Origin of the sequence: Thalassotalea algicola (assembly GCF_012932965.1) — a bacterium.
Lineage (GTDB): Bacteria > Pseudomonadota > Gammaproteobacteria > Enterobacterales > Alteromonadaceae > Thalassotalea_F > Thalassotalea_F algicola.
The window spans coordinates 625254-644864 of sequence record NZ_JABBXH010000003.1 but is presented as its reverse complement, the minus strand read 5'-3'; the positions used below and the strand labels follow the sequence as shown (position 1 = coordinate 644864).

Genomic DNA, 19611 nt, shown 5'->3' with positions numbered 1-19611 from the left:
GTGTTAGTCGGTTTGTTTTCGCGTAAAGACAATATCATTACCTTTACTCAACTCCTCATTGAACCCATAACCAGCTAAATTAAATGACTTTAATTGTTCTACATCTGTTATTTGATTTTGAATGACATATCGAGCCATTAGTCCACGGGCTTTTTTAGCGAAAAAGCTGATCATCTTATATTGACCGTTTTTCCAATCTTTAAAGCTAGGAGTAATTACTGTAGCGTTTAACTGCTTCTTCTTCACCGATTTAAAATATTCTGTAGAGGCCAAATTAATAAGCACATCATCACCCTGAGCAACTAATGCTGCATTAACTTCGTTAGTGATAACTTCACCCCAAAACTGATATAAATTATCGCCACGTTTGTTCGCCAGCTTAGTCCCCATTTCTAATCGGTACGCCTGCATAAGGTCTAGTGGTTTAAGCAGACCATACAAACCAGACAAAATTCTAAGGTGCTGTTGAGCAAACAAAAAATCTGCATCTGTAAATGAACCTGCATCCAGACCCGTGTATACATCTCCGTTAAATGCCAGCACAGCTTGGCGAGCATTATCTGCGTTAAAAGGCTGTTGCCATTGACCAAACCTTGCTGCATTAAGGCCAGCGATTTTATCACTTACGCCCATCAACGAACTAATATCTGCTGGAGTAAGCGTTTTACACACTTCAATTAGTTCCTGACTATGTGACAACAAATTTGGCTGTGTAAATTCGTTAGTTGCAAGTGGCGATTCATAATCTAAATTTTTAGCGGGAGAGACAACAATTAACATATTTTGAGCTATCTAAAATTGGAAATGTGGTCACTATAACACAGTGAATTTTTCCAAAAAACGCTAATAACAGCGAGAAAGTTGACCTTTTGTTCAACTTTTTATAATTAATAGCAAATATTCTTATAAATACGGTAGGCACGGCTGAGAAAATTTGATAAAAATATTGCAACAAATTACTTGTTATCGGTTATCAAATAAACAACAAGCTCGCTGGTTGTTGTAATTTTTCTTCATTTAACCGATCACTCAGCATTTTCATAGAAAGGATAATTCATGAATCAATTAGCACAGCTAAAGCAAATGACCACTGTTGTGGCCGACACAGGCGACATTGAAGCAATTGCGAAATTTCAGCCACAAGACGCTACTACTAACCCATCATTGTTATTAAAAGCGGCGGCAATACCTGCGTATCAGCCATTATTAGCACAAGCGGTTGAATGGGCCCAAGCCCAATCGAGTGACACTGCACAGCAGGTAATTGATGCCGCTGACAAACTTTCAGTACTCATTGGCTTAGAGATACTAAACGTTGTGCCTGGTCGCATTTCTACAGAAGTAGATGCTCGCTTATCATTCGACACAGCAGCTAGCGTAGAAAAAGCAGAGAAGCTTATTGCACTTTATAACGAAGCAGGCATTAGCAATGAACGCATTTTAATTAAACTAGCTTCTACTTGGGAAGGTATAAAGGCGGCTGAAATTCTTGAAAAGAAAGGCATTAACTGTAACTTAACCTTACTGTTTAGTTTTGCACAAGCTCAAGCGTGCGCAGAATCAGGGGTTTACTTAATTTCACCATTTGTAGGTCGTATATTAGATTGGTTTAAAGCCAATACCGATAAAACTGAATACGCACCATTAGAAGATCCTGGCGTTGTATCGGTAACTGAAATTTACAACTACTACAAAGCTAAGGGATATAGCACTGTTGTGATGGGAGCGAGTTTTAGAAACACTGGTGAAGTGCTTGCGCTTGCAGGCTGTGATCGTTTAACCATCAGTCCGCAATTAATGGATGAGTTAGCAGCAAGTAACGAAACCGTCGTAAAGCAGTTGTCTAGTGAGCAATCGACAATTTCAAATGAGCCAGCATTAACTGAGCAAGCATTCCGCTGGGCGATGAATCAAGATGCAATGGCAACAGAAAAACTTGCCGAAGGTATTCGCAACTTTGCAGTAGACCAAGAGAAACTAGAAAAGCAATTAACGGAGTTATTTTAATAACGTTTAGACAATAAAAATCTAATTTTTGACGCCACGTTATCAAGTTTTTGAAGTTAAAAGAGATTGTTCTTTTTTGAAGCTGTTATGTGAAAAACATTCATCTTTTTGTAAAAAAAATATCACAAAAACTGTTTTATTATGCAAATAGTTATGATATTAAAAAGATGCAGTTGTAGAAAAAAGGAGCATTCCATGGATAAACTTCAAGCGGTATTGGATAAATTCGAGAAACAACCAAAATCCAAAGCAAGTACTAACAAAAAAAGAAAGTGGCGTGAAATTGAACAACTGAAAGAGAAGTTCCAACTCGAAAAAGAACTGAGGATATACGAAGATTCTTTGGAACATATGTTAGATGAGTTTTAAGCGCTAAAAACACTTCTAATATTACAAAAGCCCGGTAAAATCCGGGTTTTTTATTGCCTAAATATTATGATGCATTATGTCGGTTTAGGGAGCATTGACGCTCCTATCTATATTTATATTGAAAATACCCCTCCGTTGCCCTTTTATCAGCAACTTGATGGTATGCATCTTATGCAGCAAGATGAAATATTCAACATTGCGCAGCAAACAGGCAATCACTGGCGAAAGATATTTAATGTTTTTGCCAAGTTAGAATTTGAACGTTCGCCGCAATCATTCACTCAATGGCAACACCTAAGAGATGAACAGCTGCTACAAGAAAATGCGCCACAGTGCCTGCTATTTAATGGAAGTGAAATAGTCGCTAAAACTCCAAATAAGATTCATATCGTGATGGGAAAAACTTATGCGGCGAAATTAGCCGTTGCTCAGCAATGTTTATGGCTAAATGAGTTTTTTGCTATCGATGAGAAACGAAAAATAATTATTTGCCCTTATTTTGATTATCGACAACTCTCTAATTTAAAGATCAGCCAATTAGCTCGGCTGATTGATCAGTTAAGTTAACCAAAGCTAATTAAAGCAAGACAAGCTAAATTAAATACCTAATTAACGATCGGTGTTCCAGCTAAATAGGTAAGCGCCTAAAATTAAAAACAATAAGCTCATGCCACATAAAACACCTATGTGATAACTGACATCAACCAACGTTGCTCCTTCTGTCATGACTTTTCGAGCTGCAGAAACAAGGTGTGTTAATGGCAAAAAGTCTGCGATGACTTTAACAAAATTTGGTGCACCTTCTAGGCTAAACCATACGCCAGAAAGGATCATCATCGGCCAAGATGTTAAATTGAGTAGCCCGCCAATTAATTCTTCACTTTTGCTACGAGACGCAACCAACAAGCCTAATGTAATCAAACTAAATGCCCCAAGAAAGCCGATTATAAGCAAGTCGAGATAGCTGCCTAACATGTAGAAGTCAAACATGAAATTGCAGCCAATATAGACAATGGCAGACATAAAAATCACGATAAATAGTCTAGACATTAACTGCGCTGTAACAAACTCTAGAGCGGTGAGAGGCGTTGCCTTTAGTCTTTTAAGCACGTGATTTTTACGATATCGAACTATCACATAGCCTACGCCAAATAAGCAACTAAACATCATATTCATACCAAGTATGCCCGGTAGTACCCAATCTACATAACGGATTGCTTTACCCGACAAAGACTGTTTATCAAACTTAGACTCATGTGCCAAAAACATTTGAGAAACAATATAACTATTCGGTGAAAGTTCATTTAACCAATAGCGTTTCTGCTCAAAATCAATAATAAAATCGATGCTATGTCTGGTGAGTTTTTGTTTGGCTTGTGCAAGGTCTGAGTACTGAACAAAGTCTACATGCTTTGTTGACAAGAATTTATGACTCAAAAACGGTTGTTCAGCATTTGCATGCTCGATAACCCCTACTTTATAAAGTGCCTTGTTATCATCAGAAAAAACGAATGAAAAACCAATTAACAACAAAACTGGGAAAAGTAAGTTCCAACCCAAAGATGACTTATCACGAAAAAACTCTATATTCCTGCCTTTAAATACAGCAAAAAACCTTTGTAAATTAAACATATACTATTCTCTTAACGAATGGCCTGTCAGCTTCAAAAATAAATCATCTAAGTTAGCTGACTTTACATGTAGTGCATCTAATGGAACTTGTTCTTTTATTAATAAGCTAATTGTTTGCTCTACATTATCTGTTTCTATTTCAATTTGTTCATCTTGTATTCGCCAGCCATTTTGGGTAACTAAATCATCAGGCACTTGTTCAACAGGTAGATAAATAAACACATGGCCAAAGTGTTTTTTCAACAGTAATTCTGGCTCTCCCTGCTCTATAATTTTTCCATGATCCATAACCACGATGTAATCACATAGCTGCTCGGCTTCATCCATGTAATGTGTCGTCAAAATTACCGTTTTATTCTGCGATTTAATATTCTTAATAAGCTGCCAAAAGTTTCGCCTAGCTTGCGGATCTAACCCCGTTGTTGGCTCATCAAGAAACACCACTTCAGGGTCGTTAATTAACGCTAATGCTAACAATAAGCGCTGACGCTGCCCCCCTGATAACAATCGACTATCCCTATCGAGAAACTCAGATAAATCGCATAGTTCTATAAGTTGCTGCTGTGGTAACGTTTTCTGATAAAAGGATGCAAATAAGTCCAATGTTTCTTTTACCGTTAAAAAATCTTGCAAAGCGGTATGCTGAAATTGTATACCTATCTCATGGGCTATATGCTCGTTAACTGCTTGCCCTTTATAAAGCACGTTCCCAGAAGAAGCTGAAATAATGCCTTCCATTATTTCAATCGTAGTTGTCTTCCCTGCGCCATTGGGACCAAGTAAGCCGAAACATCCGCCTTTCGGGATTGTGAAACTTACATCATTAACTGCATTTAGTTGTTGATAGCTTTTAACTAAGTGCTGCACTTCGATAATCGATTGCATTGATTTCTCTTTACTGATTACAACAATTTACACAAATGAGAATAATTATCATTTACAAATAAGAAAACTTCAGCTAATTTGTAAATAACGGTAATCCTTTAGGTGAACAAACTATGCCATCAACTACCACATCAATGCCAGCAAAAGTCAAAATTGAACTCTCGAGTGATCTTTTGAGAACACTTATCTATCAAGGCCAAATAAAAGGCAATGATTGCAAGTGTTTAGATAATAATGCCAAGCAAGTTCTTTGGCAGTCTTTGCTAAACGTTAGTACCTTATACAAGGAGGTTTAAGTGGGTAATACAACAGAAAATTATTTACGTACCATGGAAAATTGGTTACAGGTACTACTTGTTGCATACCAATATGCCCCAGAAAAACAATTGTCTAAATATATTAATTACTACTTAGCTCGAATTGTTAACCATGAAGACTGCCAAGCAAGCTCAAGTAAACTTTGCCAATATCATAAAATGCAAAAGTTTTGGCTTTGGCGGCAAAATAAAGAATTTGCCAGTACATTGTCTGTAAAGCCTTATTCTAAAAAGTTAACTCGATAAGCTCCTGCAATGCCTGATATAGTGCTTTTTTCCCGGTAAAACCAAAATTTTCGACCACCTTACTATCGTTCTGGTGCATTAGTGTTTTTGCGATTAGCGGATAATATGATTCCAATTCAGACGTTTGAACGGAAAGCTGATATTGAAGCCATTTCGATAAGCTGAGTTTTGCTTTGCTGTATAAGTTGGCATTTTGCGTAAACGACGATATTAATAATCTATCACGCTCTGTTATAACCTCCTGTTCTTGGATAGGAGACATCGATAACACTAGGGCGATAAGTGAATAGTCGAGCGCCTTAAATTCATCGGGCAACCAATGAGGAAATTCACGATAAAACTCTTGAACTAAAACATTAGAAAAATTCGACGATCCACTATTTAACGCTTTTAACATTACCAATGAATGTTCACCACTAGAAGCATCTCGATTAAATCCTAATTTAATTGGTTTAAAGTCGTTATCTCGCCAAAAAGATACGACTTGGCTAGAAGCCGCAAAACTCGTTCCGATAAAATCTATTCTTGCTTGGCTAGCCTGATCAACCACCTCGTTTAATAAATGCGTTCCTAGGCCCTTCCCTTGAACTCTTGGATGTACAGCTATTCGCATAACTCGTTGATAGCTATAATTAAACGATTCTGTTCTCAGCAGTTGCTGGGCAATAAGCTGTGTAAGTAAATGTCCTTTAATTCGACGTTTTTCTGCGATAATTTCAGCTTGCAACTGCTCTGTTAATGGATGTTCTGTTACAACAAGAGCTACCGCTACAGGCTCATCATTGTGCAATAAAATATGAACACTAACGGTAGGATCATCTAACATTAATCTAAGATCACTAGGCTTTGTTTGATAATGCGCTGTGATTAATATCGCAAAAGTCTGGCTTAACAACCTAGCGTTGTTAACAAGCTCATCGCCAGAATAAACACCATATTTAAAAGGTTTTTTTTGCTTAGAAATTTCAGCGTAATCAGTTAATTCAACTAATTCTGCATTCAACATACAGGTATTAAAAACAAATGCTTCTAACGGGTCATTATTCGCCCAACGAATTGGTTCGTTTAAGTAGCACTCTTTAATTTTTCGACTGTGTTTAGCAAGCAGCGGCAAAAACTTGTTGGAGAATCCTTTGCCAGCACCTTCATAGCCATGAATAGTACTAGAGAAGACCACTCGATTATAAACTCGTATTACTTGCTCTAATAAATAGACTGGTATACCTGCAGCCTCATCGACAAAAATTAAATCTGCTAATGGTTTATCATGTATTAATTCATCGACCGGTATAAAGTCAACTTGATGCTTCTGCCAAGTAAACCGGCTCCCCTTAACCGTGCTATTTACGCATAAACGCTCTAAGTGGCTGAAAAAAATATTAGTAGCCATCCGGTGAGGAGCTGTAATAACGATATGCAGATTGCGAGTATTCGCAGCCATTAATTCACTAACCGCTATTGCTAATGCTGTGCTTTTTCCTCGGCCTCTGTCAGCAGTAATCACTAATGGTTCTCTTGTTTTACCAGTAACTACTTTCTTTATTGCGCTTATTGAACTTCTCTGTCCAATCGTGGGGAGTGAAAAAACTATATTAGTATTTGAACAATCACTACATTCAAATTCAGGCAAAGTTAATTCGTCCCCTTGCTTGCAAAGCAACACTTCTGAAAAGTCATCAATATGAGATGTAAGTCTTTTAATAAAGCCACTATGATTAGCCAATAGCGCTTGTGGTAGCCAGATATAACATATACCACCAGCAACGATTGTTCCCGATAAAGCCGCAAAAGCATCTACATTAAAGTCACTATCAGCAAAGAATACGCTAGTATTTTCAGTACCAAGCTGATGACGATAGTTTTTATAAGTAATAACACCTTCATTGATAAACATATCGCTATAAATAAGGCCAAAGTCTGAGAGCTCAATCGAGGCTTCGTTATTCAACCAATCTAGCGCCCAATCAAGATCTCCATACAAAAATATGGCGCCACGAAAACGAAATTTAGCGAGATATTGATTAAATTTTACTAGCCATTTTGCAGTAGACAATTGGTCCATTTAAATAATTTTTAAATTTTAGTGTAAAAAGCTAATTGTAATCTAAACTTTAATGAATTCTAAACTTAAATAAAATCACCAATTTAACCTTACAAAATAAAATGTTATTTCAGATCAAATACTGTCAGGTTAATAAATGTTTTAATCAGTTAAGAACTCATCAGAGGGCAGAGTTTAATTATGATAGAAAACACCGAACAACAAAAAAAGTATGAGCGAAATACCTTTGTTTTTCTCACCGTATTTTTAGCACCAATTCTTGCTGTAGCAATTGTTGGAGGCTACGGCTTTATGATTTGGATAAGCCAAATGTTTTTAGTGGGCCCACCAACTTCTTAACGCAGTAAAGCATGGAACAAGTAGAGAATGTAGCTAGACGGCGTCTATTAAGAGGTCGCTTCAAATCTCAGCCGATAGAGAAACATTTAAGGCTTCCTTGGGTTATTAGCGAGGAAGCCTTTTCGCAATTGTGCACACGGTGCGATAAGTGCATTGATGTCTGTGAAACTAAAGTATTGAAAAAAGATAAACAAGGATTACCGTTTGTTGACTTTAACACAGCCGAATGCACATTTTGTAGTGAATGCGAGAAAAGCTGCGAACAGCCATTATTTATCGATAACGAGCAAAGAAAAACTCGGAAAGCTTGGCAAGCCAGCATTACAATTAATAATAAATGTTTGGCGAAAAACCACATTTATTGCCAAAGCTGCCGTGACGTATGCGAGCCTAGAGCAATTTCTTTTAGCTATTCCAATGGCGCTATTCCTACACCAGAAATAAATGAATCTGATTGCACGTTATGTGGAGCGTGTGTTAGCAGCTGCCCACAACCCGCAATCAAAATAGAGGAGCTCATTCATGAGCCAAGCTGACGAATACCATATCGCTAGTTTTGTCGCCCAATGCGAACCAAGCGAAATAGAGCGCTTGAAAGAACTAATCGATAGCTTTGTTGATGCCGAAGTACACGGCGAGAACGAGCAAGGAAAAATAGTATTTACCGTTGAAGGCACTAGCCAAAAAAGCATTGCCAACATCGTTGATCAAATTAGGTTAACCGAAGAGTTTTTTAGCATCTCGCCGGTTTACCACCAATTTTTAACCGAACCAGAAACTGTAGAGGTGAAATAAAATGACGATAAATCGCCGAGAATTTATAAAAGCAAATGCTGTAGCCGCAGCAGCAGCTGTTGCTGGGGTTTCGGTACCCGCGCAGGCTTCAAACTTAATAACTACAAGCGACGCAACTAAAATCAAATGGGATAAAGCACCATGTCGATTCTGTGGTACAGGTTGTAGCGTAAACGTAGGTGTAATGAATGGTAAAGTTGTAGCAACCCATGGTGACATCAAGTCACCAGTAAATAAGGGGCTCAACTGTGTCAAAGGCTACTTCTTATCAAAAATCATGTACGGTAAAGATCGCCTCACTACACCACTTCTTCGTATGAAGAATGGTAAGTACGATAAAAATGGTGACTTTACACCGATCAGTTGGGATCAAGCATTTGACGTAATGGCAGAGAAAGCTAAGAAAACGTTAAAAGAAGTTGGCCCTACAGGTGTAGGTATGTTCGGCTCTGGTCAATGGACAGTTCAAGAAGGTTATGCAGCAGCTAAGCTTTATAAAGCAGGCTTTCGCTCAAACAATATAGACCCTAATGCTCGTCACTGTATGGCTTCTGCAGTAGGTGGCTTTATGCGTACCTTTGGTATCGACGAGCCTATGGGTTGTTATGACGACATCGAAGAAACTGATGCTATGGTGCTTTGGGGTTCAAACATGGCGGAAATGCACCCAATTTTGTGGACCCGCATAACTGACCGCCGTTTAAGTGCTCCACACGTTAAAGTAGCTGTGCTATCAACGTTTGAGCACCGCAGTTTTGACTTAGCCGATAGCGGCATGATTTTCACACCACAAACTGACTTAGCCATCTTAAACTTCATAGCTAACTACATTATTGAAAATGGCAAAGTTAATAAAGATTTTGTTAACAAGCACACTAACTTCAGGTTAGGTCAAACCGACATTGGTTATGGCTTACGCCCTGACCATCCGCTTGAGAAAAAAGCGAAAAACAATAACAAAACAGCAGGTTCTTCAAAACCTATTAATTTCAAAGAATATGCTAAATTTGTTAGTACTTATACAGCGGAGTATGTTTCTGAATTATCAGGTGTTCCTGTTAAACAGTTAAATGACTTAGCAGAACTATATGCTGACCCGCACCGTAAAGTTTGTTCTTTCTGGACGATGGGCTTCAATCAACATACCCGTGGTGTTTGGGCAAATAACCTTATTTACAACATTCACTTACTAACCGGTAAAATCTCAACGCCTGGTAATAGTCCGTTCTCATTAACAGGTCAGCCGTCAGCTTGTGGTACTGCTCGTGAGGTGGGTACATTTGCACACCGCTTACCTGCAGATATGGTCGTTAAAAATCCTAAGCACAGGAAACTAGCTGAGAAGATTTGGAAACTGCCAGAAGGCACTATTCCAGCAAAACCTGGTTACCACGCTGTTTTACAAAATCGAATGTTAAAAGACGGTAAGCTGAACTTCTATTGGGTGCAGTGTAATAACAATATGCAAGCTGCCGCCAATATGAATGAAGAAGGTTTACCTGGTTACCGCAACCCGAAGAACTTCATTGTGGTTTCAGACCCTTATCCGACTGTAACAGCGCAAGCAGCTGACTTAATTTTACCAACAGCCATGTGGGTAGAAAAAGAAGGCGTATATGGTAATGCTGAGCGTAGAACTCAAGCATGGTACCAAATGGTTGAAGCACCAGAAGGTGCAAAGTCTGATATGTGGCAAGTGGTTGAATTTTCAAAGCGCTTTAATATAGAAGACGTTTGGGATAAAAAGCTACTAGATGCAAACCCAAGCTACAAAGGTAAAACGCTATTTGATGTGCTTTATGCGAATGGTCAAGTAAACCGTTATTCAATCAATGAAGTCCCTACAGAACGTTTGAACGACGAAGCTCGTGATTTTGGCTTCTATATTCAAAAAGGTCTATTTGAAGAATACGCGACATTCGGCCGCGGAAAAGCTCATGACTTAGCCCCTTACGATGTTTATCACAATGTGCGAGGTCTACGTTGGCCTGTTGTTGACGGTAAAGAAACGTTATGGCGCTTTAAAGAAGGTCAAGACCCGTATGTTAAAGAAGGTAAAGACTTTGAGTTCTATGGTAAACCTGACGGTAAAGCGATTATTTTCGCACTGCCTTATGAGCCTGCTGCTGAAGTTCCGGATCTAGAGTACGACTTATGGTTATCAACAGGTCGTGTCTTAGAACATTGGCATTCTGGTTCAATGACGCAACGCGTACCAGAACTTTATCAGTCAATGCCTGACGCATTAGTTTACATGCACCCAGACGATGCTAAATCTCGCGGCCTTCGCCGTGGTGATGTTGTAAAAATACAATCACGCCGTGGTGAAGTTGAAACTCGTGTTGAAACACGTGGTCGAAATAAGCCGCCAAAAGGATTGGTATTTATGCCATGGTTTGACGCTAGCCGATTGGTAAACAAGGTGACTTTAGATGCAACGGATCCACTATCTAAAGAAACCGACTTTAAAAAGTGTGCAGTTAAAGTGGTAAAAGCATAGGAGAGCAATGATGAAAAAATTAATAACAACTCTTGTTCTAGTCGTTAGTGCGGCAGTTACTTATGTACAAGCAGAAAGTTCTAATATTGCAACATTACGCGATAACACCGCGCTAAATGAGCAAAAGAAAACTACTGCTATACCCAAAGTGATTAATAGTGACATTAAACAAAAACGTAGCTACCCAATGCAGCCGCCAATTATCCCTCATACGACGCGTAATTACGAAGTGACTTTAAACAGCAATAAATGTATGTCATGTCACAGTCGTCAGCGTACAGAGGAATCACAAGCGCCAATGGTTAGTGTTACACATTACATGGATAGAGAAGGTAACTTCTTAGCTGAAATTTCACCTCGTCGCTATTTTTGTAATCAATGTCATGTCAATCAATTTGATACTAAGCCAGAAGTAGAAAATACCTTTGTTGATATGCATACGCAGACTAAACAAAATGCTAAAGCTAAGTAGAGGTGTAAGATGAAACGTGTCTTAACAATCGCTTGGCAAACCATTAGAAAGCCGAGCGTTCATTTTAGCTTAGGTTTCTTAGTATTGGGTGGCTTCATTGCTGGCATTATCTTTTGGGGTGGTTTTAATACCGCCCTAGAAGTAACAAATACCGAAGAATTCTGTATTTCATGCCATGAGATGGAAGCTAACGTTTACGAAGAACTTAAACCTACTATCCACTTTAGTAACCGTTCTGGCGTAAGAGCGACCTGCCCAGACTGTCATGTTCCACATAATTGGACCGACAAAATTGCACGTAAAATGCAAGCTTCGAAAGAGGTTTGGGGTGCAATATTCGGAACAATTAATACTCGAGAGAAGTTTTTGGCTCATCGCCGTCGCCTAGCTGAAAACGAGTGGCGCCGTTTGAAAGCCAACGATTCTTTGGAGTGTCGTAACTGTCATAACTTCGACTATATGGACTTCTCAGTTCAAAGTAGCCGAGCATCTAAGATGCATTCAACGTCACTAGCTAGTGGCGAAAAAACTTGTATCGATTGCCATAAAGGTATTGCTCACGAACTTCCTGACATGTCGAATGTAGAAGGTTGGGAGTAAACTCAAGACATAGAAGACAATTAAAGTTTGAAAATTTGACATTTGTTGCCTATGTTCAAATTAATGCCAGCCATGCTTATCTAACGGCATTGCTGGCATTTTTTTGTTCAGTACTTTTTTGAAATTAAAGTAGGTTAAGGAATGTAAAGATGTCTTATCGCGAATCAAAAAGCTCAACAACTCCTACAGACGCGTCCGACTATGAAAAAGACCTAGCTAGCGGCGAACAGGCGATTAAAAATTCAAAGGTCCGTAAACGCATAGATGAGCTGTTAGAAAAAAAACGACTCAAAGAATTATTAGATGATTCTGACGATTGGGACGTATAACGCCAACGATTAGCTAATTTTTCAGCTTTACAGTATGGTAATGACAAATAATAAATATGAGTCGTTACCATGAAAAAATTATTAATAGCTTCTGCCATTGCCTTATCCCTTCCCCAAGTTGCTTTGGCCAATAAAAACCAAGATTTAGTCGCAAAAATGGCCGCAGAAATTCAACCTGACGTTGTTAAGTGGCGTAGACATTTCCATCAATACCCAGAACTATCAAATCGCGAATTTAATACGGCTAAAACCATCGCCAAATATCTTAATGAATTAGGTTTAGAGGTGGAAACTGGGGTCGCTAAAACAGGGGTTGTTGCTGTGCTAGACTCTGGAAAACCTGGTCCAGTGGTCGCACTGCGTGCAGATATAGATGGACTTCCAGTAACAGAGAATACTGACCTAGCTTTTGCTTCAAAAGTTCGCTCAACCAACAATGGTATGGACGTTGGTGTTATGCATGCATGTGGTCACGATACCCATATCGCAATGCTAATGGGCGCAGCAAAAATTTTGACGGAAATGAAAGGTAGTTTAACGGGTAAAGTAAAATTCATATTTCAACCTGCAGAAGAAGGTGCTCCTAGAGGCGAAAGAGGTGGAGCCGAGGTGATGGTTGAAGAAGGTGTACTTAAAAATCCTGATGTAGATGTAATTTTTGGTCTTCATATAAGCTCAGATTTAGATGTAAATACGGTGGAATACAAAGCAGAAGGGATAATGGCCGCAGTCGATCCTTATAAAATTGTAATTAAGGGCAAACAATCTCATGGCGCCTACCCGTGGTTAAGTGCCGATCCAATTGTTTCTGCCGCACAAATTATTTTAGGATTACAGACCATTGTTAGCCGCGAAGTAAAGCTAATTGACAGTGCTGCTGTCGTAACTGTCGGAATGATCCATGGTGGTAATCGATCAAACATTATTCCTGATGAAGTCGAGCTTGTCGGTACCATACGTTCACTGAATCCAGAAATTCGAGAGCATATTCATGAAGCGGTTCATCGTAAAGCAACCAAAATAGCTGAAAGTATGAACACCACTGCTGAAGTTACCTTACCTCTCGATTATCAATACCCAATCACCTATAACGATCCTTCATTAATGAAGCAAATGCTACCCACTCTGCATGCTACTGCCGGCGCAGGAAATGCCAAATTAACAAAAGCCGTCACTGGGGCCGAAGATTTCTCATTTTTTCAAGAAGAAGTTCCAGGACTTTATTTATTTGTCGGTGGGAAAAGCAAAGACATACCAGCTCACCAAGCACCAGGCCATCATACACCAGAGTTTAAAATTGACGAAAGTGGCATGGAGTTAGGTGTAAAGCTACTAACCAATTTAACTATTGATTATATGCAAAAGAAGTAACATTTAATGACAAGCTAGCATCAATAAGGTGCTAGCTTGTCATAGCCTTACACTGTTAAAATACAGCCATAAACCACAATAGCTATATCAATAATGACCTTCTTAGAAAAAATTCGTTGCCTGCTAACATTTGGTCAAGGTGTTGCCTTACCTATGCCAGCAATTGATGACAACACTGATCCACATTCACTGTTTGAACAATGGTTTAATGATGCCAATAAATCGGGAATTTTATTACCAGAAGCAATGTCAGTTAGTACGGTAAACAATGAAGGGCAACCAAGCTCCCGCATGGTGTTATTAAAAGAGTTTGATCATCAAGGTTTTGTCTTTTATACCAACTACGGCAGTAAGAAAAGCCAAGAGCTTATTGAAAATCAAAAGGTTGCACTGCTTTTTCACTGGAATGTCCTTCAGCGACAAGTACGAATAGAGGGTACGGTAGAAAAAATATCTAAACCCCAATCTGAAGCTTATTTCCACAGTCGTGACAGAGGAAGCCAAATTGGCGCTTGGGCATCTAAGCAAAGCCAAAAACTCAAACATGATAATGAACTTAAAGATCGTGTCGCTCAAATGGAGCAACAATACCCTGATGGTGAAGTACCATTACCTGAATTTTGGGGTGGTTGGCGTGTAAAGCCTCAGTATTTAGAGTTCTGGCAAGGACGGGCTAGCCGATTGCACGATAGACTATGCTTTGAAAAACATCAGGAAAGCTGGAGCACTTGTAAGCTTCACCCTTAAAGCTATTGATTAACGTAGTCGCCCAAGACTTTTTCAACAACACCTTGGGCCTTTACTTTACGGATTGCTCGATTAATTTCAGCTAGTTTATCTTTATGTTTTAAGTGCAACCTTAATGGCCGCTCAACAGCTTCATGTACTTGACCAAGTTCTACCGATAATTGATGGCTTTTTATAAGGTAATTAGCTATTTGTTCATCAACAATCCCCACAGGCACCCTACCACTTGCGACTAGCTTTAAAATAAGTAGCTCGCTTGTGACATCTAATCGCTCAAAAAGGTGATCATCTTTGTATCCATAACCTGCTATTACGGCGACTTGCATACCAGATAACGAATGCACGACTTTTTTCTGTCCATCAGCAAAAACTAACATATCGCGCGTCGAAAATAATGGCTCTGTATATAAAGATATATCTTGCTCATTCACCCGCCAAGCTTCAATCGGGCAACATTCAACATCAATTTTCTCTTCACTAAAATTGCTTCTAATTCTAGGGTTAGATAAGTAAACGTAGGACAACTCGAATGGTGTTTCGTTGAATAAACGACCAAATAGTTCTTTATATACGCCTTTGTTTGGGTGCTCTCCTGCGAATGAATATGGAGGGTTTCCTTGAACAGGTAAGGCCATTACCAATTCATTATTAGCGCCTCTCCCTACCGCCTTCATGCAGAGAAAGCATAACGTTAAGATCAAAAAAGCTTTCAAAAAAAATCCCTCGAACTATTCCTATAAAAGCGTAGTTCAAGGGATTAATATTTAACAGTTTTTTATAGAGATTATTGGCCAACAAGTGCCAATAAAATACCCGCAGCAACTGCTGAACCTAATACGCCGGCAACGTTTGGTCCCATAGCATGCATCAATAAGAAGTTATGTGGATTTGCTTCTAGCCCTACTTTATTAGCCACACGTGCGGCCATAGGTACTGCTGAAACTCCAGCAGCGCCTATTAATGGGTTAACCTGTTCCTTAGATAACTTGTTCATCAGCTTAGCCATTAAAACACCTGACGCTGTTCCAATCGAGAACGCTACAGCACCCAACGCTAAGATACCTAAAGTTTCAACATTTAGAAAAGCGTCTGCACTTAACTTTGAGCCAACACCTAATCCAAGGAAGATAGTAACAATGTTAATCAACTCATTCTGTGCCGTAGAACTTAAACGATCTACTACGCCACATTCACGCATCAAGTTACCTAAGCAAAACATACCTACGAGTGGTGTTGCAGCTGGCAAGAAGAAAATCGCCATTAACAATACCGCAAGAGGAAAGATTATTTTTTCCACTTTTGTCACATGACGTAACTGCGCCATCTCAATTTTACGCTCCTGTTCGTTAGTAAACAGTTTCATAATTGGCGGCTGAATAATAGGCACTAATGCCATATATGAATATGCAGCTACAGCAATTGCGCCAAGTAAATCAGGGGCAAGTTTAGATGCTAGGAAAATAGCTGTCGGGCCATCTGCACCACCAATAATAGCAATAGCTGACGCATCTTGTAGTGAAAACTCAAAGCCAGGAACGGCGTTTAACGCGATTGCACCAAATAACGTTGCGAATATACCAAATTGAGCTGCAGCGCCTAAAAATAGCGTTTTGGGGTTTGCAATCAAAGCACCAAAATCTGTCATAGCCCCTACTCCCATAAAGATCAGGAGCGGAAATATGCCTGTATCGATACCTACGTAGTATACGTAATGTAATAGGCCACCAATTTCTGAAAAGCCAGCAACAGGTATATTAGTGAGAATTGCACCAAATCCCATCGGTAATAAAAGCAATGGTTCAAAGTTTTTAGCTATTGCTAAAAATAGTAACCCACAGCCAACCAGCATCATGATGATCTGGCCACCTTCAAAGTTTGCTAAACCTGTCGACATCCAAAGAGTATGTAACTGCTCCATTACTGACCCCTATGCCAAACTTAGTAATGCATCGCCTACCGCGACCGCATCACCTTCTTTAGCATGCAAACCAACAACTTTACCTGCAGTAACTGCTCGAACTTCAGTTTCCATTTTCATGGCTTCCATGATGATCACGACTTCGCCCTCGGCAACGTCTTGACCTTCGTTTACTAATACCTTGAAAATATTCCCAGCCAAAGGTGCATTTAGTGTTTCTTCTGCTGATACTGAAGCCGTTTGCTTTATTGCTGCATCTGCGGCAGATGTCGATGCGACAGAAGTCACAGAGCCACTTGGACCAACAACGACGTCGTATACTTTACCATCTACACTCACTGAATAACCTTCAGTTGGGCCAGTGCTTGCAGGAGCAGCAGCAGCAGAAGGCGCCGCATCTTGCTTAGTTGGCACAGGTTCAAATGCTTCAGGGTTATTACGATTCTCTAAAAACTTCAAGCCAATTTGAGGGAATAGTGCGTATGTTAGTACATCATCAATCACATCATCAGCAAGTGAAATTCCCTTCTCTTTCGCTAAACCTTCAAGCTCAGCTGTTAGGTTGTCAACTTCTGGATCTAATAAGTCTGCAGGACGCCCTGTAATCGCTTCAGCGCCATCTAAAACACGTGCTTGTAGTTCGGCATCAACTGGAGCTGCTGTTGCACCATATTCGCCTTTAAGCACACCCGCAGTTTCTTTAGTAATTGTTTTATAACGTTCACCGGTTAAAACATTAAGTACTGACTGCGTACCAACAATCTGTGATGTAGGGGTTACTAGCGGAATATAACCTAAGTCTTTTCTTACTTTTGGAATTTCCGTAAGTACTTCATCTAAACGATCTGCTGCACCTTGCTCACGCAACTGACTTTCCATATTGGTTAACATGCCACCAGGCACCTGCGCTAATAAAATACGCGCATCAACACCTTTTAAGCTACCTTCAAATTTGGCGTACTTTTCACGAACATCGCGGAAGTATGCTGCCACTTCAGCCAATTTAGTCATATCTAAACCAGTATCACGTGGCGAGCCTTCGACAGCTGAAACAATCGTTTCTGTTGGTGAGTGCCCATAGGTCATACTCATAGACGATATTGAGGTATCGATGACATCAATATCTGCATCAATCGCTTTCATATGAGTTGCAACACTTAAGCCAGTCGTTGCGTGACAGTGCAATGCAATTGGTAAAGAAACAGTTTCTTTTAATTTAGAAATAAGTTCTTGTGCATCATATGGCTTAAGAAGACCTGCCATGTCTTTAATACATAAAGAATGAGCACCCATATCTTCCAACTGCTTAGCCATAGTTAACCAGCCTTCCAGCGTATGAACAGGACTTTCAGTAAAGCTTAGAGTACCTTGAGCATGTGCCCCTACTTTAACGGCAGCTTTAATTGCAGTCTGTAAGTTACGTACATCGTTCATTGCATCAAAAATTCGGAAAACATCAACACCGTTAACATGTGCACGTTCAACAAACTTCTCTACAACGTCATCAGCGTAGTGACGATAGCCTAAAATATTTTGACCTCGGAATAACATTTGTTGTTTTGTGTTTGGCATCGCTTTTTTAAGCTCGCGAATACGGTGCCAAGGATCTTCACCTAAGTAACGGATACAAGAATCAAATGTTGCGCCACCCCATGATTCAATTGACCAGAATCCAATCTCATCAAGTTTCGGTGCGATAGGAAGCATGTCCTCTAAGCGTAAACGCGTTGCGAGCAATGATTGATGGCCGTCTCTTAAAACAACCTCTGTGATACCTAATGGCTTTGTCATAACGATGCTCCTATTTATTATTCTTTATGTTTTTGACGGTATTGGCTAATTGCTGCAGAAATTGCTGCAACAACAGATGGTGATACACCATCGCTTCCCGCCGTTTTATTAATGGTAGGTCGAGTAACTGCTTGCGCAACTGGATCAGGGTATTTATTGGCTAACGGCTTTAATACAGTATTAATGATTATTACCAGTATGCCTAAAAAAGCGAAAACGAAAACCATTCCGGCTAACATTAACGTGCCAGCTTCAATAAATAGTTGGCTAAGTGATTCCATTAGTTACTCTCGTTCAAAAAATAGTAACATTAGAATAATCACTCCAATATCTAAAAATCAATCAAGAAATAAACAAAATTGATAAAAAGTTTATTGTCAAGACAAAAAACACGAAAAACATGGTAAATATTCATATTATTTTGATATTTATTCACAACAAACCGACTAAAAAGTAATATTGTATACAATAATATTTTCTTTGAGTTCTTAAATATTCTAGGAAGATAAAGTTTTGTATACAATTTAACTTGTATATACCACTATGCAGAATTGTAAATATCGTATTTATAAAGCTTAAAAATATAATGCTAATAGTTATTTTGAATATTGCGTATTTAGATTCGAGATATGGAAGGAAGTGTTGGTAATTTTAATAAATTACAGGCGAAAAAAAACCAGTCATAAGACTGGTTTTTTTACTCTCAAAAGAGAAAAGTGGCGGACGCGGCAGGAGTCGAACCTGCGACCGCCTGGTTCGTAGCCAGGTACTCTATCCAGCTGAGCTACGCGTCCGCGGTATATTAATTTCTTTAACCAGCCTTAATATTAGCTGCTTGTTTGCGAATTACCACTTTAAAAAAGTGGCGGACGCGGCAGGAGTCGAACCTGCGACCGCCTGGTTCGTAGCCAGGTACTCTATCCAGCTGAGCTACGCGTCCGTCGCATATTCTTTATTTTACATCCCGAATCAGGATTTACCAACCATTGAATCAATGGCGGTGAGAGAGGGATTTGAACCCTCGATACGGCTACAAACCGTATACTCCCTTAGCAGGGGAGCGCCTTCAGCCACTCGGCCATCTCACCAGTGGGTGCGAATATTAATGGATCTTAAAAATAAGTCAAACAGTTTTTTTGCTTTTTTATCTGTTTGGTGAGAATTCAGGCAACACGACTAGTTTTAACACAATTTACTCTTAATTAATCTACTGAATCCGTTAGATAGGCTG

22 protein-coding genes and 3 tRNA genes are annotated in these 19611 nt (G+C 39.4%); 14 read left to right on the top strand and 11 right to left on the bottom strand.

Annotated features, from left to right (window positions below; genetic code table 11):
* Nucleotides 1-3: 3 nt before the first annotated feature.
* Complete coding sequence (yaaA, locus tag HII17_RS11695) at nucleotides 4-780, bottom strand: peroxide stress protein YaaA (protein WP_169075536.1); 777 nt, start codon at nucleotides 778-780, stop codon at nucleotides 4-6.
* Nucleotides 781-1056: 276 nt separating this feature from the next.
* Here yaaA and tal point away from each other — a divergent pair, with 276 nt between their 5' ends.
* The 3 genes from tal (at nucleotide 1057) to HII17_RS11680 (ending at nucleotide 2943) form a co-directional block, all read left to right on the top strand.
* Entirely contained in the window at nucleotides 1057-2007 is a 951-nt protein-coding gene (gene tal / locus HII17_RS11690; RefSeq protein ID WP_169075535.1) for a transaldolase, read from the top strand.
* A gap of 195 nt (nucleotides 2008-2202) precedes the next feature.
* Nucleotides 2203-2376, top strand: coding sequence for a DUF3545 family protein (locus HII17_RS11685; protein WP_169075534.1), 174 nt, complete (start codon nucleotides 2203-2205; stop codon nucleotides 2374-2376).
* Between the two features lie 66 nt (nucleotides 2377-2442).
* Nucleotides 2443-2943, top strand: a complete 501-nt coding sequence (locus tag HII17_RS11680) for a DUF6942 family protein (RefSeq protein WP_169075533.1) — start codon at nucleotides 2443-2445, stop codon at nucleotides 2941-2943.
* 42 nt (nucleotides 2944-2985) lie between these two features.
* On the opposite strand, the gene HII17_RS11675 is transcribed toward HII17_RS11680, so the two are convergent.
* Entirely contained in the window at nucleotides 2986-4008 is a 1023-nt protein-coding gene (locus HII17_RS11675; protein WP_169075532.1) for an ABC transporter permease, read from the bottom strand.
* 3 nt (nucleotides 4009-4011) lie between these two features.
* Nucleotides 4012-4893, bottom strand: coding sequence for an ABC transporter ATP-binding protein (locus tag HII17_RS11670; protein ID WP_169075531.1), 882 nt, complete (start codon nucleotides 4891-4893; stop codon nucleotides 4012-4014).
* Between the two features lie 113 nt (nucleotides 4894-5006).
* Between HII17_RS11670 and HII17_RS11665 the strand changes: the two genes are divergently transcribed.
* The gene (locus HII17_RS11665; protein ID WP_169075530.1) at nucleotides 5007-5189 is read left to right on the top strand and encodes a hypothetical protein; all 183 of its coding nucleotides are present in this window, start codon (nucleotides 5007-5009) and stop codon (nucleotides 5187-5189) included.
* Nucleotides 5190-5456, top strand: a complete 267-nt coding sequence (locus HII17_RS11660) for a hypothetical protein (RefSeq protein ID WP_169075529.1) — start codon at nucleotides 5190-5192, stop codon at nucleotides 5454-5456.
* Here HII17_RS11660 and HII17_RS11655 read toward each other — a convergent pair.
* On the bottom strand, nucleotides 5437-7518 hold the full coding sequence (locus HII17_RS11655; protein ID WP_211185335.1) for a GNAT family N-acetyltransferase: 2082 nt from the start codon (nucleotides 7516-7518) through the stop codon (nucleotides 5437-5439). The two genes, HII17_RS11660 and HII17_RS11655, sit on opposite strands and share 20 nt — an antisense overlap.
* A 180-nt stretch (nucleotides 7519-7698) precedes the next feature.
* On the opposite strand from HII17_RS11655, the gene napE reads away from it, so the two are divergent.
* The 9 genes from napE to pdxH all read left to right on the top strand — a co-directional run bounded on the left by napE (nucleotide 7699) and on the right by pdxH (nucleotide 14671).
* Nucleotides 7699-7857, top strand: a complete 159-nt coding sequence (napE, locus tag HII17_RS11650; RefSeq protein WP_169075527.1) for a periplasmic nitrate reductase, NapE protein — start codon at nucleotides 7699-7701, stop codon at nucleotides 7855-7857.
* Between the two features lie 11 nt (nucleotides 7858-7868).
* Nucleotides 7869-8393: a ferredoxin-type protein NapF gene (gene napF, locus HII17_RS11645; RefSeq protein WP_169075526.1), complete on the top strand. Its 525-nt coding sequence runs from the start codon at nucleotides 7869-7871 to the stop codon at nucleotides 8391-8393.
* On the top strand, nucleotides 8380-8652 hold the full coding sequence (locus tag HII17_RS11640) for a chaperone NapD (RefSeq protein WP_169075525.1): 273 nt from the start codon (nucleotides 8380-8382) through the stop codon (nucleotides 8650-8652). Before napF ends, HII17_RS11640 begins: the two co-directional genes overlap by 14 nt.
* A gap of 1 nt (nucleotide 8653) precedes the next feature.
* Nucleotides 8654-11152 (top strand): nitrate reductase catalytic subunit NapA, encoded by a 2499-nt coding sequence (napA, locus tag HII17_RS11635; RefSeq protein ID WP_169075524.1) that lies wholly within the window; start codon nucleotides 8654-8656, stop codon nucleotides 11150-11152.
* 10 nt (nucleotides 11153-11162) lie between these two features.
* Entirely contained in the window at nucleotides 11163-11624 is a 462-nt protein-coding gene (locus HII17_RS11630) for a nitrate reductase cytochrome c-type subunit (protein ID WP_169075620.1), read from the top strand.
* Between the two features lie 9 nt (nucleotides 11625-11633).
* Nucleotides 11634-12224 (top strand): cytochrome c3 family protein, encoded by a 591-nt coding sequence (locus HII17_RS11625; protein ID WP_169075523.1) that lies wholly within the window; start codon nucleotides 11634-11636, stop codon nucleotides 12222-12224.
* A gap of 149 nt (nucleotides 12225-12373) precedes the next feature.
* Nucleotides 12374-12553, top strand: a complete 180-nt coding sequence (locus tag HII17_RS11620; protein ID WP_169074974.1) for a PA3496 family putative envelope integrity protein — start codon at nucleotides 12374-12376, stop codon at nucleotides 12551-12553.
* A 69-nt stretch (nucleotides 12554-12622) separates the two neighbouring features.
* Nucleotides 12623-13924 (top strand): amidohydrolase, encoded by a 1302-nt coding sequence (locus tag HII17_RS11615; RefSeq protein WP_169075522.1) that lies wholly within the window; start codon nucleotides 12623-12625, stop codon nucleotides 13922-13924.
* Between the two features lie 93 nt (nucleotides 13925-14017).
* Nucleotides 14018-14671 carry a pyridoxamine 5'-phosphate oxidase gene (pdxH, locus tag HII17_RS11610; protein WP_169075521.1) on the top strand — a complete coding sequence of 218 codons (654 nt, stop codon included), beginning with the start codon at nucleotides 14018-14020 and terminating at the stop codon, nucleotides 14669-14671.
* A gap of 2 nt (nucleotides 14672-14673) precedes the next feature.
* On the opposite strand, the gene HII17_RS11605 is transcribed toward pdxH, so the two are convergent.
* The 7 genes from HII17_RS11605 to HII17_RS11575 all read right to left on the bottom strand — a co-directional run bounded on the left by HII17_RS11605 (nucleotide 14674) and on the right by HII17_RS11575 (nucleotide 19468).
* A complete protein-coding gene (locus HII17_RS11605) occupies nucleotides 14674-15384 on the bottom strand; it encodes a substrate-binding periplasmic protein (RefSeq protein WP_169075520.1) in 711 nt (236 codons plus the stop codon).
* 71 nt (nucleotides 15385-15455) lie between these two features.
* Entirely contained in the window at nucleotides 15456-16589 is a 1134-nt protein-coding gene (locus HII17_RS11600; RefSeq protein ID WP_169075519.1) for a sodium ion-translocating decarboxylase subunit beta, read from the bottom strand.
* 9 nt (nucleotides 16590-16598) lie between these two features.
* Entirely contained in the window at nucleotides 16599-18380 is a 1782-nt protein-coding gene (oadA, locus tag HII17_RS11595; RefSeq protein ID WP_169075518.1) for a sodium-extruding oxaloacetate decarboxylase subunit alpha, read from the bottom strand.
* Between the two features lie 17 nt (nucleotides 18381-18397).
* Nucleotides 18398-18661, bottom strand: coding sequence for an OadG family protein (locus tag HII17_RS11590; protein WP_169075517.1), 264 nt, complete (start codon nucleotides 18659-18661; stop codon nucleotides 18398-18400).
* Nucleotides 18662-19097: 436 nt separating this feature from the next.
* Nucleotides 19098-19174 (bottom strand) — tRNA-Arg (locus tag HII17_RS11585).
* A 69-nt stretch (nucleotides 19175-19243) separates the two neighbouring features.
* Nucleotides 19244-19320: transfer RNA gene (locus HII17_RS11580), tRNA-Arg, on the bottom strand.
* A gap of 55 nt (nucleotides 19321-19375) precedes the next feature.
* Nucleotides 19376-19468, bottom strand: a tRNA-Ser gene (locus HII17_RS11575).
* Nucleotides 19469-19611: the final 143 nt, after the last annotated feature.

Coding starts and splice junctions, on each gene's coding strand:
- HII17_RS11620 (WP_169074974.1), top strand. CDS start 12,374: ATGTCTTATCGCGAATCAAAAAGCTCAACAACTCCTACAGACGCGTCC.
- HII17_RS11600 (WP_169075519.1), bottom strand. CDS start 16,589: ATGGAGCAGTTACATACTCTTTGGATGTCGACAGGTTTAGCAAACTTT.
- HII17_RS11680 (WP_169075533.1), top strand. CDS start 2,443: ATGATGCATTATGTCGGTTTAGGGAGCATTGACGCTCCTATCTATATT.
- napA (WP_169075524.1), top strand. CDS start 8,654: ATGACGATAAATCGCCGAGAATTTATAAAAGCAAATGCTGTAGCCGCA.
- HII17_RS11655 (WP_211185335.1), bottom strand. CDS start 7,518: ATGGACCAATTGTCTACTGCAAAATGGCTAGTAAAATTTAATCAATAT.
- yaaA (WP_169075536.1), bottom strand. CDS start 780: ATGTTAATTGTTGTCTCTCCCGCTAAAAATTTAGATTATGAATCGCCA.
- pdxH (WP_169075521.1), top strand. CDS start 14,018: ATGACCTTCTTAGAAAAAATTCGTTGCCTGCTAACATTTGGTCAAGGT.
- HII17_RS11630 (WP_169075620.1), top strand. CDS start 11,163: ATGAAAAAATTAATAACAACTCTTGTTCTAGTCGTTAGTGCGGCAGTT.
- HII17_RS11625 (WP_169075523.1), top strand. CDS start 11,634: ATGAAACGTGTCTTAACAATCGCTTGGCAAACCATTAGAAAGCCGAGC.
- HII17_RS11675 (WP_169075532.1), bottom strand. CDS start 4,008: ATGTTTAATTTACAAAGGTTTTTTGCTGTATTTAAAGGCAGGAATATA.
- HII17_RS11590 (WP_169075517.1), bottom strand. CDS start 18,661: ATGGAATCACTTAGCCAACTATTTATTGAAGCTGGCACGTTAATGTTA.
- HII17_RS11615 (WP_169075522.1), top strand. CDS start 12,623: ATGAAAAAATTATTAATAGCTTCTGCCATTGCCTTATCCCTTCCCCAA.
- oadA (WP_169075518.1), bottom strand. CDS start 18,380: ATGACAAAGCCATTAGGTATCACAGAGGTTGTTTTAAGAGACGGCCAT.
- HII17_RS11640 (WP_169075525.1), top strand. CDS start 8,380: ATGAGCCAAGCTGACGAATACCATATCGCTAGTTTTGTCGCCCAATGC.
- HII17_RS11665 (WP_169075530.1), top strand. CDS start 5,007: ATGCCATCAACTACCACATCAATGCCAGCAAAAGTCAAAATTGAACTC.
- HII17_RS11685 (WP_169075534.1), top strand. CDS start 2,203: ATGGATAAACTTCAAGCGGTATTGGATAAATTCGAGAAACAACCAAAA.
- tal (WP_169075535.1), top strand. CDS start 1,057: ATGAATCAATTAGCACAGCTAAAGCAAATGACCACTGTTGTGGCCGAC.
- HII17_RS11670 (WP_169075531.1), bottom strand. CDS start 4,893: ATGCAATCGATTATCGAAGTGCAGCACTTAGTTAAAAGCTATCAACAA.
- napE (WP_169075527.1), top strand. CDS start 7,699: ATGATAGAAAACACCGAACAACAAAAAAAGTATGAGCGAAATACCTTT.
- napF (WP_169075526.1), top strand. CDS start 7,869: ATGGAACAAGTAGAGAATGTAGCTAGACGGCGTCTATTAAGAGGTCGC.